General features: G+C 58.0%; 12 protein-coding genes. 3 read left to right on the top strand and 9 right to left on the bottom strand.

From position 1 onward, the window contains the following. Positions 1-36: 36 nt before the first annotated feature. The gene (locus tag B3Y70_RS14435) at positions 37-2,907 is read left to right on the top strand and encodes an ATP-binding protein (protein ID WP_286894998.1); all 2,871 of its coding nucleotides are present in this window, start codon (positions 37-39) and stop codon (positions 2,905-2,907) included. Positions 2,908-2,914: 7 nt separating this feature from the next. Here the strand turns inward: B3Y70_RS14435 and pdxJ are convergent, their stop codons facing one another. The 9 genes from pdxJ to B3Y70_RS14390 all read right to left on the bottom strand — a co-directional run bounded on the left by pdxJ (position 2,915) and on the right by B3Y70_RS14390 (position 12,981). After that, a complete protein-coding gene (gene pdxJ / locus B3Y70_RS14430) occupies positions 2,915-3,649 on the bottom strand; it encodes a pyridoxine 5'-phosphate synthase (protein ID WP_014420775.1) in 735 nt (244 codons plus the stop codon). Next, positions 3,646-4,386, bottom strand: coding sequence for a DNA repair protein RecO (gene recO, locus B3Y70_RS14425; RefSeq protein ID WP_153741216.1), 741 nt, complete (start codon positions 4,384-4,386; stop codon positions 3,646-3,648). The genes pdxJ and recO overlap by 4 nt, the downstream gene beginning before the upstream one ends. A 7-nt stretch (positions 4,387-4,393) precedes the next feature. Then, entirely contained in the window at positions 4,394-5,311 is a 918-nt protein-coding gene (era, locus tag B3Y70_RS14420) for a GTPase Era (RefSeq protein ID WP_011785711.1), read from the bottom strand. Next, the gene (gene rnc / locus B3Y70_RS14415) at positions 5,311-6,000 is read right to left on the bottom strand and encodes a ribonuclease III (protein WP_011785712.1); all 690 of its coding nucleotides are present in this window, start codon (positions 5,998-6,000) and stop codon (positions 5,311-5,313) included. Before rnc ends, era begins: the two co-directional genes overlap by 1 nt. Further along, the gene (locus B3Y70_RS14410; RefSeq protein ID WP_011785713.1) at positions 5,997-6,383 is read right to left on the bottom strand and encodes a DUF4845 domain-containing protein; all 387 of its coding nucleotides are present in this window, start codon (positions 6,381-6,383) and stop codon (positions 5,997-5,999) included. The genes rnc and B3Y70_RS14410 overlap by 4 nt, the downstream gene beginning before the upstream one ends. A 26-nt stretch (positions 6,384-6,409) precedes the next feature. Then, positions 6,410-7,201: a signal peptidase I gene (gene lepB / locus B3Y70_RS14405; protein WP_023007924.1), complete on the bottom strand. Its 792-nt coding sequence runs from the start codon at positions 7,199-7,201 to the stop codon at positions 6,410-6,412. A 12-nt stretch (positions 7,202-7,213) separates the two neighbouring features. Further along, entirely contained in the window at positions 7,214-9,016 is a 1,803-nt protein-coding gene (lepA, locus tag B3Y70_RS14400; RefSeq protein WP_011785715.1) for a translation elongation factor 4, read from the bottom strand. A 104-nt stretch (positions 9,017-9,120) separates the two neighbouring features. Next, positions 9,121-11,847 (bottom strand): bifunctional diguanylate cyclase/phosphodiesterase, encoded by a 2,727-nt coding sequence (locus B3Y70_RS14395; protein WP_011785716.1) that lies wholly within the window; start codon positions 11,845-11,847, stop codon positions 9,121-9,123. 225 nt (positions 11,848-12,072) lie between these two features. Then, positions 12,073-12,981, bottom strand: a complete 909-nt coding sequence (locus tag B3Y70_RS14390) for a LysR family transcriptional regulator (RefSeq protein ID WP_011785717.1) — start codon at positions 12,979-12,981, stop codon at positions 12,073-12,075. A gap of 159 nt (positions 12,982-13,140) precedes the next feature. Here B3Y70_RS14390 and B3Y70_RS14385 point away from each other — a divergent pair, with 159 nt between their 5' ends. Together B3Y70_RS14385 and fghA are read left to right on the top strand one after the other, a co-directional pair. Then, positions 13,141-14,259, top strand: coding sequence for an S-(hydroxymethyl)glutathione dehydrogenase/class III alcohol dehydrogenase (locus B3Y70_RS14385; RefSeq protein WP_272998953.1), 1,119 nt, complete (start codon positions 13,141-13,143; stop codon positions 14,257-14,259). A 51-nt stretch (positions 14,260-14,310) separates the two neighbouring features. After that, positions 14,311-15,162 (top strand): S-formylglutathione hydrolase, encoded by an 852-nt coding sequence (gene fghA / locus B3Y70_RS14380; protein ID WP_273030363.1) that lies wholly within the window; start codon positions 14,311-14,313, stop codon positions 15,160-15,162. Positions 15,163-15,305: the final 143 nt, after the last annotated feature.

The raw sequence follows: 15,305 nt of genomic DNA, 5'->3' as shown, positions 1-15,305 counted from the left end.
CTGCCGGCGGACAAGGTAATTTTACAGGAACACGGTATGCGACGTTGGGGCATTCGCAAGAAAGTACTGGTGGTAACTCTGGTTCCCACCCTGCTCACCACGCTGTTGTTAGGGCTATTCTTTACCTACAGCTGGGTGAACAACATTGAGAACCTGCTGAAGGATCGCGGTGAGTCCCTGTCCCGACAGCTTGCCGCAGGCTCTGAATACGGCCTGTTCACGGCCAATCGCAGCCTGCTGAGCAGCCTCTCCAACGCCCTTCTTGAAGAACAGGATGTTCGCTCCATCACCTTCTATGGCAGCGATGGCCAGCGCATGCTTCATACTGGCCCAGGCAGCGCTGAAACCGTGGCGATGGCACCGCTGGAACCCAACCAGCCGATCCGGTTGACCCACGACAGCAGCACTCGTTTTGTCACGCCGGTTCACCTTCAGGATCTGATGATCGAGACCATGCTGGACCCGGACGCCCGCCAGTCTGCGGCGGAACGCCAGGCCCCGCTGGGCTGGGTTGCCGTAGAGATGTCCCACGTCCGCACGGAAAAGGAAACCTACAAGGCGCTACTGATCTCGCTGCTGCTGGTGATCGGTGGTGTCCTGCTCAGTCTTGCCATCGCGCTGCGCCTGAGCCGTGCCTTCACCGACCCGGTATTCCAGCTCAACGAAGCCGTAGCCAAACTCAAGGAAGGCAAGCTCGACACCCGGGTTTACACCAGTGCCGGCCCGGAGTTCGAACAGCTGGAGTCGGGGCTCAATGATATGGCCTCGGAATTGAGCAAGGCCCAGGCCGAAATGCAACAGAACATTGACCAGGCCACCGAAGACCTGCGGGAGACCCTGGAGACCATTGAAATCCAGAATATCGAACTGGACTTTGCCCGCAAGGAAGCACTGGAAGCGAGCCGGATCAAATCCGAGTTCCTGGCCAACATGTCACATGAAATCCGGACGCCGCTGAACGGCATCATCGGCTTCACCGAACTGTTGCTGAAAAGCCCACTGCCCCGCCAGCAGCGCGACCACCTGAACACCATCCGCAAATCCTCGGAAATCCTGCTGACCATCATTAACGACATTCTGGATTTCTCCAAGATCGAAGCCGGCAAACTGATCCTGGACCGCGTGCCGTTCCAGCTCCGGGATATCGTTGAGGAAGTGATGGTCATGCTGGCACCGGCGGCCCACGCTAAAAACCTGGACCTGGTGCCACTGGTCTACAACGATGTACCGGACAACATCATGGGGGATCCGCTGCGGGTCAAGCAGGTGATCACCAACCTGGTGAACAATGCCATCAAGTTCACCCAGACCGGCGAAGTGGTATTACGGGCGAGTCTGGAAGACGAAGATACCGAGCATAACCGGGTCACACTGCGCCTGAGCATAACCGATTCCGGCGTTGGTCTGTCACGTGCCCAGCAGCAGTCACTGTTTAACGCCTTCAGCCAGGCCGATGCCTCCACTGCCCGGCAGTATGGCGGTACCGGTCTGGGGCTGGCCATCTCCAAACGGCTGGTGGAAGAAATGGGCGGCAAGATCGGCCTGGAAAGTGAGCTGGGCAAAGGTTCCACGTTCTGGTTTACCCTGACGCCGGAACTGTCCTCAACCGGCGACAGCTCCAGCCCCAAAGAGGCGCTCCGGGGCGAGAAGATCATCTATCTCGAACACCAGAAGACCACCGGGCTGGCGGTGGAACACCTGTTAAGGGACTGGGGCGTGGCCGTTGAACGGGTTGCCTCACCCGGGGCGCTGCAGGAACAGATAGAAGAGGCGCAACGACGGCAGGAAGGCTACGCCGGCGCCATCATCGGCATTACCCGCCACCTGCTCAACTCCAGCCAGTACTGCAACCTGGTGCGTTCCCTGGAAGTGGAACGCGACTGCCGCACCCTATTGCTGACGCCCACTCTGGAAACCCATGACACGCCGCTGTCGGGCCTGGCCAGCGGCCACCTGACCAAACCGGTCTGCCGGGACGCCCTCTACGACGAACTGCTGTTGCTGATCCATGGCATTCAGTCGGGCAACCGAAGCGCGCCGGAAGCCGCGCTACCATTAAGGCAGAACAGCGGCTCAGGCACGCCCCGCATTCTGGCGGTGGACGATAACGAAGCCAACCTGAAACTGGTGATGACCTTGCTCAATGACTGCCGCCTGGAAGCCGAAGGCGCCTCCAGCGGATTCGAGGCATTGACCAAGGTGCGCCAGAAGGCGTTTGACCTGGTGTTCATGGACCTGCAGATGCCCGGGATGGACGGCGTGGAAACCACGGCCCGCATCCGTGATCTGGACAGCGGTTCACACCACACCCCCATTATTGCCCTGACCGCCCACGCTCTGGCGGACGAACAGGAACGGCTGGCGCAACAAGGCTTCGACGGCTATATGCCCAAGCCGATCAGCAGCAGCCAACTGGTAGAACTGATTCGCGAATACACCGGCTACGACTGCACCAATAGCGCCGACCGCTTCCGGATCTCCGAAGTACGGGATACCCGCCGGACACTGCGGCCTTCAAACCGCCGGATGCAGCAGGACTGCGTCAGTGTAGAGGAGAGCATTCAACTGGCGGCGGGCAAGGCCGATCTGGCGGAGGAGCTGTTCAGCATGCTGCTGGAGCAGTTACACACCGATATCGACCGGATTCAGGCGCTCTGGCAGACCGGCGACAACGAGCCCCTGCTTGAGTGCGTGCATAAGCTTCACGGGGCCACCCGGTACTGCGGCGTTCCCGAGCTGCGCACAGCCGCCAACCGGTTCGAGACCGCCCTGAAGTGCGAGGCTCCGGATCGTGAGCTGTTAAAAGATCAACTGATTGCGGCCATGGAGCGGCTGCAGATCTGGAGTGAGCAGACCGACTGGCAGCAACTGTTCCGGGAACAGCAGCGCCAGCCGGAAACCACCTGACTGTTGATCAGGCCCTGGCCCGGTCAAGAATCGCCTTCATGTCCCGGACCGCATCTTTCAGGCCGGTAAAGACGGCACGGGCGATGATCGCATGGCCGATGTTCAGTTCATTGATACCCGGAATAGCGGCCACCCGCTCGGTGTTGTGGTAATGCAGACCATGGCCGGCATTCACAATCAGCCCCTTCTTGCGGGCATAGGCCACGGCATCGGCAAGCACTTTGAATGAGGCTTCCACCGCTTCGGGTTCCCCGGCCTCGGCATATTCACCGGTATGCAACTCAACCACCGGCGCACCGCAGCGCACCGCCGCGTCGATCTGTACCGGGTCCGGATCGATAAACAACGAAACCTCGGCGCCGATTTTTGCCAGACGATCACAGGCCTTGGCCACGCGCTCTTCCTGGCCATCCACATCCAGTCCACCTTCGGTGGTGAGCTCCTCGCGTTTTTCCGGCACCAGGCAGACACATTCCGGGCGCACCTGCTCGGCGAACGCCAGCATGGCGTCTGTCACCGCCATTTCCAGATTCATTTTGGTCTGCAGTACTTCCCGCAACAGCAGCACATCCCGGTCCTGGATATGCCGGCGATCCTCACGGGGGTGAATGGTGATGCCATCAGCACCGGCTTCTTCCGCCACCAACGCCGCCTGCACGGGGTCCGGGTAACGGGTGCCCCGGGCCTGACGCAAGGTGGCCACATGATCAATATTCACTCCAAGCAGGACTCGGGTATTCATGATTCTCTCCCAGATGACGGATTCGAATGACTGAACAGGGAACGGCTGTGCAGCGGCCGGCCCTGCAAAAGGTAATCCACCAGCACCCGCATGACGCGCTTGGCGGTTTTACGGGGCGCTTCACTCATGAAATCGCCGGCCGCCAGTGCCAGCAATGCCTCACCCGGCAATTGGCGCAATGGCAGCTCGGGCGCGAGATTGGAAACGATCCCCTGGCCCGGGTCGTAGCCATAGAGCTCCCCCGCCTGTACAGACATACCGGTATCCGTGGTTTCGTCCCAGGCAAAATCGTAGCCCAGCGAGGCGGCAAATGCGCGCTCAAAACGCCTCAGCAACGGCTCCACATCGTCCTGTGAAGACAGATCCGCCAGGGCCTGCAGGGTTTCAATGTAGCTGGCAAACAACGCGGGGGAGGGATCGGCCACCGGTAACACCCGCTGAACCAGTTCATTAATGTAGAAACCACTGTACAACGCGCGGGGTTGGCTGACCGCTGGCGCACTGCGCACTTCCAGCTGCACCAGGGTTTTCAGCTCACTTTTGCCGGTCCAGTCCACTAATAACGGCTGGAATGGCTGAAGCTGGGCCTTGAGCGGGCTCTTGGTGCTGTTGGCGCCTCGGGCAACCACACTCATGCGGCCGTGATTCAGAGTAAACAGATCCACCAGCAAGGCGGTTTCGCGCCAGGGTCGCCGATGGACCACATAAGCGGGCTCTTGCTGCACCGCGCCCTTCATGGCGGCCTCAGAAATCGCTCATGCCCAGGCTTTTCAAAGCCCTGTCGCTGTCAGCCCAGCCTCGCTTGACCTTGACCCAGAGCCGGAGCATCACCTTGGATCCGAACATCCGCTCCATATCAACCCGGGCTTCCTGACCGATACTGCGCAGGCGCTCACCCTTATCGCCAATGATGATTTTCTTCTGGCCTTCCCGTTCGACCAGAATCAGTGCCGAAACATGCAGGGTATTGCCCTGGTGCTTGAACTCTTCAATCTCCACTGCCACGGAATACGGCAGTTCAGCGCCCAGTTGACGAGTGATTTTCTCCCGGACCATTTCGGCCGCCATAAAGCGTTCACTGCGGTCTGTGATCTGATCATCGGGGTAGAAGTGGACACTTTCGGGCAGGAAACGGCCAACAGCCGATTCCAGCGGCTCCAGATTGGTCTCTTTCAGTGCCGAAAGAGGAATGATCTCGGCAAAGTCCCGCTTTTTAGACAGAGCCTCCAGATGGGGCAACAACAGCTCCCGTTTCTCCAGCTTGTCGACTTTGTTGACCGCCAGGATAACCGGGCACTTTACCCGCTTGAGCTTCTCCAGCACCATCTCATCGGCACTGGTCCACGCCAGCTGATCCACCACGAAGACCACCACATCCACGTCGATCAGGGCGGACGCCGCCGCCTTGTTCATATAGCGGTTCAGGGCCCGGGGCTCATCCTCATGCATGCCCGGTGTATCGACATAAATGGCCTGTACCGGGCCCTCGGTCTTGATGCCCAGAACCTGATGCCTGGTGGTCTGAGGCTTCCGTGAGGTGATGCTCAGCTTCTGGCCAAGGATGTGATTGAGCAGTGTGGACTTGCCCACATTCGGCCGGCCGACAATGGCGACGAAACCACAGCGGCTTTCCGGGTTTTCCGGGCGGGTAATATCAGTCATCAGGAATTCTCCACACCCAGTTGCTTGAGTGCATTTCGGGCGGCCTGCTGTTCAGCAACACGTCGACTACTGCCAGTGCCGGTGGTTTTACGGTCCAGCGAGGGCAAGGCGCAGGAGACATGGAAAGTCTGGTTGTGGGCCTCGCCGTCAACAGAAATCACTTCATAGCGCGGCAACGGAAATTGCCTGGACTGCAGGTACTCCTGCAACCGGGTTTTCGGATCTTTCTGGGTGTCCTGAATATCCAGGTTTGCCAAGCGCTGTTCAAACCAGCGTAACACCTGAGCCCGACAGGTATGAAAGTCGCTGTCCAGATAAATGGCCCCAATAATGGATTCCACGGCATCGGCGAGTATGGACTCACGGCGGAAACCACCACTTTTCAGCTCTCCCGAACCGAGCCTCAGATACTGGCCCAACTGAAATTCACGACCGATCTCGGCGAGGGTAACCCCCTTGACCATACGGGCCCGAAGCCGGCTCAACTGCCCTTCCCGGGCCTTCTCAAAATGAAGATACAGATATTCGGCGATCACCATGTTCACGATAGAATCGCCCAGAAACTCAAGACGTTCGTTATTCTGGTTGCCAAAACTGCGATGGGTCAGCGCCAGCAGAAGCCGCTCCGGTTCCTTGAACTGGTAGCCAATGCGGCGCTGAAGTTGGTCTAGGTCTGGTTGTGAACTCACTGGCCCTGAAACTCATACTCGTGCTGGAAGTGCACAACGGTGTCCACGTTCCGGAAGATGTTATTGCGAACCTCGTAATCCACCTTGATCACGACCAGTTCGCCATTTTTTTCAACGGAGATGTTCTTTGGATCAAAACCGTCAACATTATTCACACTCAGGCGCTTGTTAATCAGGCTGCGCACCTGTGCAGGCCCCATCTGTGACAGGCCGTCGGTACCATCCAGGCTTTCCAGAGCCTCCTGGATGGTAAAGTCATCCAGGTAGGCCGGCCCGATCTTGATCGCCAGAGTCAGCAGGCCACCAAAGAACAGAGCCATGATCATCATCGTCAAAGCGCCGCCCTGCTGAGTGGTCAGGCCTGCGGGATAGTGTCTTCTCATCGTCTTGTACTCCGGAACCATCAGAATTATTGGATGCCACCCACCCGATCAAAAGATGGCAGACTTGTCAGTGATTTCCAGTGCATCCAGATGGCAAAGGCCTTGCCCACCACCATCTCATCCGGCACCGTGCCCCAGAAACGGCTGTCGTTACTGTTGTCGCGGTTATCGCCCATGACAAAGTAATGGCCTTCAGGAACAACCCATTCTCCCTCACCGGAACCGCTCACCCGCCCCATGGTCAGGTACAGATCATGTTCAACCTCACCCAACTGTTCCCGCCAGCGTTCCATGGGGGGCAAGCGCGCAACGAAATCCCGGGGAACCGGCTCATCATTGATGAACAGTTGCTTGTTGCGGTAACGAATATGATCGCCCGGCAGGCCGACAACCCGCTTGATGTAATTGGTGGTGCCATCCTCAGGATAGCGGAACACCATGACATCACCCCGCTCCGGATCGCCGATCTCAACAATCTTGGTACCGGCCACCGGCAGGCGCAGGCCATAGGCGTACTTGTTGACCAGGATAAAATCCCCCACTTCGAGGGTCGGCAACATGGAGCCTGAGGGGATCTGGAACGGCTCGATCAGGAACGACCGAAGCACCAGGACTACCGCCAGCACGGGGAAAAATGAGCGGCTGATATCCACCAGCCAGGGTTCCCGGTCCTCGAACTCATCGGCCGATTCGTCTACCTGGCCACCCTGCTCTGCGCCGGCAAGCCGACGCTTTCTCAGGAACGCGATGTCCGCCAGCCAGACCGCTCCGGTCACGAAAGTCAGAACCACCAGTACCAGTGGAAAATCGATGTCCATCCAGGTGCCTTTTTAGTTATCCACTTTCAATACAGCAAGAAACGCTTCCTGAGGCACCTCGACATTACCCAGCTGCTTCATGCGTTTTTTACCTTCCTTCTGCTTCTGAAGCAGTTTCTTTTTACGGCTGACGTCGCCACCGTAACACTTCGCCGTTACGTTCTTGCGCAGGGCCTTGACCGTTACCCGGGAGACCACCTGGGTACCAATGGCAGCCTGAATGGCAATATCAAACATCTGACGCGGGATCAGCTCTTTCATCTTCTCGATCAACTGGCGCCCTTTGCGGTGGGACAGATCCCGGTGCACAATCAGCGCCAGGGCGTCGACACGATCCCCGTTGATCAGCACATCCAGTCGAACCAGGTTGGCACTCTGGAAACGGACAAAGTGGTAATCCAATGACGCAAAGCCACGGCTGGCCGATTTGATCCGGTCAAAGAAGTCCATCACCACTTCCGCCATCGGCAGCTCGTAGGTGAGCTGTACCTGTGTGGACATGAAGTGCATGTTCTTCTGCACACCGCGCTTTTCTTCACACAGGGCAATGACATTACCGAGGTGCTCCTGGGGTACCAGGATGTTGGCCTCGACAATGGGCTCACGCATTTCTTCGATGGAACCAATATCCGGAAGCCGTGATGGGTTGTCCACCGACAGAGTCTCACCCTGCTTGGTGACCACTTCATAGATTACCGTCGGCGCCGTGGTAATCAGATCCAGGTCGTACTCTCGTTCCAGCCGCTCCTGGATGATCTCCATGTGCAGCATGCCCAGGAAACCACAGCGGAAACCGAAGCCCAGAGCATCCGAGTTCTCGGGCTCAAAGAACAGCGAGGCGTCGTTGAGGGTGAGCTTTTCCAGGGCATCCCGGAAATCGTCATAATCGTCGGCGCTGACCGGGAACAGACCGGCGTATACCTGGGGTTTGACTTTCTTGAACCCCGGCAGCATCGGGGTTTCTTCCGCAAACTTCTGGTGCACGATGGTGTCACCCACCGGCGCACCGTGGATATCCTTGATTCCCGCAACGACGAAACCGACGTCACCCGCTTCAAGCACATCAGTGTCGGTGGGCTTGGGATTGAAGACACCGACCTTGTCGGCGTTCCAGGCTTTCTTGGTGGACTTGATAACGATCTTGTCGCCTTTACGCAGTACACCTTCGGTCACCCGAACCAGTGACACCACGCCCAGGTAGTTATCAAACCAGGAATCAATAATCAGTGCCTGCAACGGCGCGCTGCGATCACCCTTGGGGGGCGGAATCTTTTTGATCAGATCCTCGAGTACATCCTCAACACCCAGTCCGCTTTTGGCACTGCAGCGCACGGCATCGGAAGCGTCAATGCCGATAATGTCTTCAATTTCCGCCGCAACCCGCTCGGGCTCGGCCTGGGGCAGGTCCATCTTGTTCAGGACCGGCACCACCTCAAGGCCCTGTTCGATAGCGGTGTAGCAGTTGGCCACCGACTGGGCTTCCACACCCTGACCGGCATCCACCACCAGCAGCGCCCCTTCACAGGCGTACAGTGAGCGGGACACCTCGTAGGAGAAATCCACGTGGCCCGGGGTATCGATGAAATTCAGTTTGTAGGTTTCCCCATCCTTTGCCTTGTAGTTGAGCGTAACGCTCTGGGCCTTGATGGTGATCCCGCGTTCCCGCTCCAGATCCATGGAGTCCAGGACCTGTTCGGCCATTTCACGGTCTGTCAGGCCACCGCAGATCTGGATAAAACGATCCGCCAGCGTGGATTTACCGTGGTCGATGTGGGCAATAATGGAAAAGTTACGGATTCGGCTCAGTTCAGTCACAGACAATGATTACTCATATAAGACGTAGGATTGAGCCCGGAGGGGCCGCTACCGGGATCCGGGAACGGCGTGATTTTACCGGTTACAGGCCGCCATTGCCATGATCAGGAAATAAGCGGCTTCTCGTACTGCCGGATCAGGAATCCGATCAGGGCATCTTCGTCCAGCGGATAGCTGAACAGATTGCCCTGGCACTGGGCGCAACCGGCGGATTTCAGGAACGTCAGCTGCTGTAGCGTTTCCACCCCTTCCGCCACCACCGTCAGGTGCAGCTTGTGAGCCAGGGCGATCACCGCCGACGCCACATCGGTGGCACTGACGTTGTAGGGAATGTCGCGAATGAAGCGATGATCAATCTTGATCACATCCAGCGGCAACTGCTGCAGCGCCACCAGTGAGCAGGAGCCGGTACCGAAATCATCCAGAATCAGGCACACGCCCAGATCGTTCAGGGACACCAGCAATTCCCGCAGCATTCTCGGATCTTCATTGAGCAACTCCGCCGGCATTTCCAGCTCCAGCCGCTCGGGAGAGACCCCCGTCTCGGTAATTACCCGCCGGATCATGTCCAGGAAGCCGGAGTCCGTCAGCTGACGCACCGAGAAGTTCACCGCCATCTTCAGCGACTCGAACCCGGCCCGCTCAAGCGCCTGGACCTGGATACAGGCTTGCCGCAGCGCCAGCTCGCCCAGGCGGATAATCAACCCGGTTTCTTCCGCCAGAGTGATGAACTGCTGGGCCGAGACCAGGCCTTTTTCCGGATGATGCCAGCGCAGGAAAGCCTCCACACCGATCACCCGCTGAGTGGCCAGATCCACTTTTGGCTGGTAGTGCAGGACAAACCGGTCGCCATCGAGTGCCGTGGCCAGCTCTTCCTGCTGCAGCAAGCGACGGGCGGCCTGGATGTTCATGGCCGGCGTGAAGAACTGATAGGTATTGCGCCCCAATTCCTTGGCGCGATACATAGCTAAATCGGCATATTTCATCAGCGCGCCTGCATCCTCACTGTCGTGAGGGATCATGGTGATCCCGATGCTGACGGTCACACCTACCTCATGGTCGTTCAGTCGAATACGCTGGCACAGGCGCCGCAAAATGTTTTCCGCCACTTTGCCGGCGGCTTCAGAGCCGCTGATCCGGGACAACAACACCACAAATTCGTCGCCACCGAGCCGGGCCACGGAATCTTCCTCACGGACACAGCCTTCCAGCCATTGCGCGACCTGACGCAGAAGTTCGTCACCGGCATCGTGCCCCAGGGTATCGTTGATCCGCTTGAAACCGTCCAGATCAAGGAACATCAGGGCTGCCGCCTCGCCACTTCGGCGACTGCGACGAACCACGTGATTCAACCGATCCCGGAACAGCTGCCGGTTGGCGAGCCCGGTCAGTGGATCGTAGAACGCCAGCCGGTGCAGTTCGGACTGAGCCGCCTTGAGCTGGGTAAGATCGCGAAGGCTCAGAACCACACCGTTGACGCCAGGCACCGAGAGCATCGCGGTGAAGGTGCCTTCCATATCACGCCATTGGCCATCGGCATCGCGCACCCGGGCACGCACCACCGGCATCTGTTTGCCCGGTGAGGCCATGGACTCTTCAAAGCCTCTTTGCAGGTGCGACCAGTCATCCATGTGCACCAGCTTCTCGAATTCCAGGGCTTCCACCTTGTCCGGATCGAATCCCAGGATGTCACGACTGGACGGGCTCGCATACAGCGGGCGCCCCCGACGATCCATGACCAGAGTGACGTTGGCTGCACCCTCGGTGATCGCGCGATAGCGACCGGCGCTGACCTGGGCAATCAGCCGGGAGCGAATCAGGGCCAGCACGAACAGCCAGAGCAACAAACTGATGGCCAGGCCAGAGCCGAGAACAATAGGAGGCCGTGGATCGGCGGCGAGATAATCAAAGGCTGGTGTTGAACGGGTCTGCAGCAGCCATTCCCGGCCACCGTGTCGGATGGTCTGGCTCATTTCAAAGCTGAATTCGTTGTCCAGCGAACCGAGATTGGAGCCATACATCAGGGTATCTCGTGCCACCACCCCGCTGTCGTAGATGCGCACATCCAGAAATGGCGATATCAGGCCAACAATACCGTCGATCAGGTTGTTCATCCGGAAGGCACTGAACACGTAGCCGGCCAGCATCATGCGGCGCTCGGCCCGGATCTCCGGAATCTCGCCGCCCTGGAACACCGGGTAGTACATCAGAAAACCGGCCTGATCCTCGGCCACAGACTCCTGCACCAGCACAACCTTGCCGGTGACCGTCGGGATAGCGTCATCCCGGGCCTGCTCCATGGCGGTGCGGTGGATGGGGTCACTGAAAGCGTCATAACCCAGCGCCTTGCGATTACGCTCGGTGCCCGGCTCCAGATAAACCATGGGATAGTAGTAGGGCCCGGTACCCAGCGGCTTGACCAGATAATTGTAGAGCCCCTCCGCCCGAACCGAGGCAATGTGATCGGCCATTTCGCGGACACCAATACGCTCAACGTAGCCGATACCCTCAATACCGGGGTAATAACGATTGATATCGACGTTGTCGACGTACTCTTTCCACTGATCGCGTGTGACTTTACCGGTGACAGCAAACAGACCGGCACTGCCGGCAAGAACCTGTTCGTAATTGAGCAGGCGTTCTTCAATCGCGGTCTTAAGCTGCAGGGACTGAGTGCGGAATCGGGCCTCGGTGCGATCTTCAACCAGCCGGATGGAGACCTGCCAAAGCAATACCGTCGCAACCACAGACACCAGGAATACCACCCAGGCGATCCAGGAATTGCGCAGCTTCAGCAACTGACGGAGGGGAAGATCCTTTTTGGTCATCATCGTGTTCGGCCCATTCCATGACCCGGTTTATTGTCGAATCCGGCGAGTATAACAAAAGTGTTCTTGAACCCACAGTTTGGCCGGCCGTTGGCGCTGAGGTGTGGCCGACAGCTTGGTCGGTGCTCCTGACACTCTTTGGAATTCAGGCTGGCTTGAGGAGGTACAGACGGGAGCTACGGTCGCAAAGCGCCGTTCTTTGAATACACAATCCTATCGGTTCATTGCTTAATAATCCGCGTTTGCTGCGTCCGGCGGAGAACCGCCAGGTTTCAGGGATTCCGAAAGAAAATCCAGCAGCAGCCTTATCTTCGGCGACAGATGACGGTTATGGGGATACACCGCCCAGATACCGTCATCGTCTTCCTGATAACGGGTCAGCACCGGAATCAACAGCCTGGAATCCAGTGCGCTCTGAACGTAGTAATCCGGAAGCTGAACAATGCCAATCCCCTTGAGGGCGGCATCAAGCAGGGCCCTGCCACTGTCGCAACGGATGTTCCCCGTTACCCGTACATTGCGCGGCTGGCCCGCTTCCTGGAAGCGCCAGTAATCCAGATTTCCCAGCAGGCAGTTGTGGTTCGCCAGTTCGGTCAACGAGTGGGGCGTGCCGTGCGTGGCGAGATAATCGGGCGAGGCACACACGTATAGGGTTCGGGATGCGAGACGCCGGGCCATCAAGGTCGAATCCTCGAGCTTTCCCATGCGCACGGCAAGATCGTACCCCTCAGCGACCAGATCCAGTGTCTGGTTGGTAAGCTTCATGTCCACGTCGAGTTCGGGGTATCGCAAAACGAAGTCATTGACCAGCGGCGCAATGGATTTCTCTCCATAGGTCACCGGCGCAGTCAGCCTCAGCCTGCCTCGCGGGACCAACTGCATGTTGGTAATAGAGCGTTCCGCCTGCTCCAGGGCATCAAGTACCTGCCGGCAGTGCTGGTAAAAGATCTGTCCGGCCTCGGTTACCGACACCCGGCGTGTGGTGCGGTAGAACAACCGGGTCGATAGGCGGGCCTCCAGGGCACTGACCTGGCGGCTGACCTGTGCCGTCGACACGTCCAGTCGCTTCGCGGCACGCGTGAAACTCTCGGTTTCGGCAACCGCCACAAACTCGTTTATCCCTTCCCAGCGATACATGGTTTTCCCCGTTTGCTTTGCAACACCCGATTATTGCACACACGTAAAGGTGATTTGATAAAAACAGCGATTATCAATCAAATAGCCATAAATACAATATGGACTTCGCTTGGGCGTCCCGCCCTTCCTGAATAATCAATGGAGAACGTTATGGCTGAGATAATCAAATCAAAAGCAGCAATTGCCTGGGGCCCGGGTCAGCCACTGTCGGTTGAAGAGGTGGACGTGATGCCCCCGAAAGCAGGGGAAGTACGGATAAAAGTGATCGCAACCGGTGTATGCCACACCGATGCGTTTACCCTCTCGGGTGAGGATCCCGAGGGCAACTTTCCCTCAATCCTTGGCCATGAGGGGGGCGGCATTGTAGAGGCGATTGGTGAAGGCGTTACCAGTGTTGCCGTCGGCGATCATGTGATTCCTTTGTATACCCCCGAATGTGGCGAGTGCAAATTCTGCCTGTCCGGCAAAACCAACCTGTGCGGGAAAATCCGCGAAACCCAGGGCAAGGGGCTGATGCCCGATGGCACCAGCCGCTTCTACAAGGACGGCCAGCCAATCTATCACTACATGGGCTGCTCGACCTTCTCCGAGTACACCGTTCTGCCGGAGATTTCGCTGGCGAAGGTCAACAAGGAAGCCCCGCTGGAAGAGGTGTGCCTGCTCGGCTGCGGCGTAACCACCGGCATGGGCGCGGTCATGAATACCGCCAAGGTGGAAGAAGGCGCTACGGTGGCCATTTTCGGTCTCGGCGGTATCGGCCTGTCTGCGATTATTGGTGCGACCATGGCCAAGGCGAGTCGGATTATCGTCATCGATATCAACAACAGCAAGTTCGACCTGGCACGACAGCTTGGCGCAACCGACTGCATCAATCCCAAAGACTATGACAAGCCGATTCAGGAAGTGATCGTTGAACTGACTGACGGTGGCGTGGACTATTCCTTCGAATGCATCGGCAACGTCGATGTCATGCGGTCCGCACTGGAATGTTGCCACAAGGGATGGGGCGAGTCGGTCATTATTGGCGTTGCCGGGGCAGGCCAGGAAATTTCCACCCGCCCGTTCCAGCTCGTTACCGGTCGCGTCTGGAAAGGCTCCGCCTTCGGAGGGGTCAAAGGCCGTTCCGAGCTACCCGGCATTGTTGAACGCTACCTGCAAGGTGAGTTCAAGCTGAATGATTTCATCACCCACACCATGGGCCTCGATGACATCAACGAAGCCTTTGAGTTGATGCACGAAGGCAAGAGCATTCGCAGCGTTATCCATTTCGACAAGTGATGTTGAGGGCGGCCTGCCACTTCGGCGGGCCGCCCCGCAACGGAGTGTCCAATGACCCTTGAAAACCTGAGCAGTAACAAAAGTTTTGGCGGCTGGCACAAACAGTACAGCCATCCGTCTGAAAGCCTTGGCTGCGCCATGCGCTTTGCGGTCTACCTGCCACCGCAGGTTGCCAATGGACAGAAAGTGCCGGTGCTTTACTGGCTTTCCGGCCTCACCAGCACAGACGAAAACTTCATGCAGAAAGGCGGCGCCCATCGCGCGGCTGCGGAACTGGGCATGGCCATCGTGGCACCGGATACCAGCCCCCGGGGCGATCACGTTGCCGACGATGAAAGCTACGATCTTGGCCAGGGGGCGGGCTTCTATGTAAACGCGACCGAAAGCCCATGGCATCCCCACTACCGCATGTACGACTATGTTCTGAATGAGCTGCCTGCACTGATCGAATCTGTTTTCCCGGTAACGAATCAACGCTCGATTGCGGGCCATTCAATGGGTGGTCATGGCGCCCTGGTTCTGGCTCTGCGCAACCCGGAGCGCTACCAGTCCGTGTCGGCCTTCAGCCCGATCAGCAACCCGGTAAACTGCCCATGGGGCAAAAAAGCCTTTACTGCCTACCTGGGCAAAGACAGCTCGCGTTGGGCCGAATACGACGCCAGCCTGCTGATGCGGGATGCAACACAGTTCGTACCGGCACTGGTCGACCAGGGAGACGCGGATAACTTCCTGACTGAGCAGCTTCGGCCAGAGGCGCTTGAGGCCGCAGCCAGCATCAACAATTACCCGCTGGAGCTCAATTTCCGGGAGGGCTACGACCACAGCTACTTCTTTATCTCGAGCTTTATCGAGCAGCATCTGCGATTTCATGGCAGGCATCTGGGGTGCGGCTCGAAGCATTGATATCGAGACAGACTGGACGTAGGTTTTTCACAGCACTGGGGAAATTGGCTCATATCACATCGGGGGGCTGTGTTCGCTTTTGTTGAGTCTTGCCGGGGGTGCGGACGTTCGCGAAGCCAATTGTTAATGGCCAATTAAAATGA

It is taken from the genome of Marinobacter sp. UBA5687 (assembly GCF_002420325.1).
In the GTDB taxonomy this organism is placed as follows: Bacteria; Pseudomonadota; Gammaproteobacteria; order Pseudomonadales; family Oleiphilaceae; genus Marinobacter; species Marinobacter nauticus.
The sequence above is the reverse complement of the archived record's forward strand: the minus strand, read 5'-3'. Positions and strand labels throughout refer to the sequence as shown.

Excerpts from the sequence above, each read along its gene's own strand:
- B3Y70_RS14395 (WP_011785716.1), bottom strand. The coding sequence starts at position 11,847 with ATGATGACCAAAAAGGATCTTCCCCTCCGTCAGTTGCTGAAGCTGCGC.
- lepB (WP_023007924.1), bottom strand. The coding sequence starts at position 7,201 with ATGGACATCGATTTTCCACTGGTACTGGTGGTTCTGACTTTCGTGACC.
- fghA (WP_273030363.1), top strand. The coding sequence starts at position 14,311 with ATGACCCTTGAAAACCTGAGCAGTAACAAAAGTTTTGGCGGCTGGCAC.
- B3Y70_RS14410 (WP_011785713.1), bottom strand. The coding sequence starts at position 6,383 with ATGAGAAGACACTATCCCGCAGGCCTGACCACTCAGCAGGGCGGCGCT.
- era (WP_011785711.1), bottom strand. The coding sequence starts at position 5,311 with ATGACTGATATTACCCGCCCGGAAAACCCGGAAAGCCGCTGTGGTTTC.
- B3Y70_RS14435 (WP_286894998.1), top strand. The coding sequence starts at position 37 with ATGCGACGTTGGGGCATTCGCAAGAAAGTACTGGTGGTAACTCTGGTT.
- pdxJ (WP_014420775.1), bottom strand. The coding sequence starts at position 3,649 with ATGAATACCCGAGTCCTGCTTGGAGTGAATATTGATCATGTGGCCACC.
- recO (WP_153741216.1), bottom strand. The coding sequence starts at position 4,386 with ATGAAGGGCGCGGTGCAGCAAGAGCCCGCTTATGTGGTCCATCGGCGA.
- B3Y70_RS14390 (WP_011785717.1), bottom strand. The coding sequence starts at position 12,981 with ATGTATCGCTGGGAAGGGATAAACGAGTTTGTGGCGGTTGCCGAAACC.